This is a genomic window from Chryseobacterium sp. JV558, assembly GCF_033712365.1.
Lineage (GTDB): Bacteria > Bacteroidota > Bacteroidia > Flavobacteriales > Weeksellaceae > Chryseobacterium.
The window spans coordinates 1-364 of record NZ_WJHU01000038.1; the positions used below are offsets into that span (position 1 = coordinate 1).

Consider the following 364-nt stretch of genomic DNA (forward strand, 5'->3'; position numbering starts at 1 on the left):
TGGAACTACCAGGGTTATGTTGAGTTCATGGGCAGGAACGATGATCAGGTAAAGATCCGTGGTTACCGTATCGAGCTTGATGATGTTGTGCTTGGGCTTCTTTCCCACGATAAGATAAATAATGCCGTAGTGATTGCTTACGGAGATACCGAAGGTTCCAGGGAACTGATAGGATACTATACCAGTGATGATTTTATCAATGTTCGTGAACTACGATCTTATTTATCAGAACGTCTACCTTCGTATATGATTCCTGGATACCTTTTAAGATTAAAATCATTCCCATTGACCTCAAACGGAAAGATAGACAGAAAAGTACTTCCAATGCCAGAAGGTATAGGCATTGATACAGGTGTGGAATATG

Annotated in this window: 1 protein-coding gene; it reads left to right on the plus strand. The window is 40.7% G+C overall.

Annotation, left to right across the window (positions count from 1 at the left end; translation table 11 throughout):
* A partial coding sequence (locus GFU89_RS23255) for an AMP-binding enzyme (RefSeq protein ID WP_318849386.1) occupies positions 1–364 on the plus strand: 364 nt, incomplete at both ends.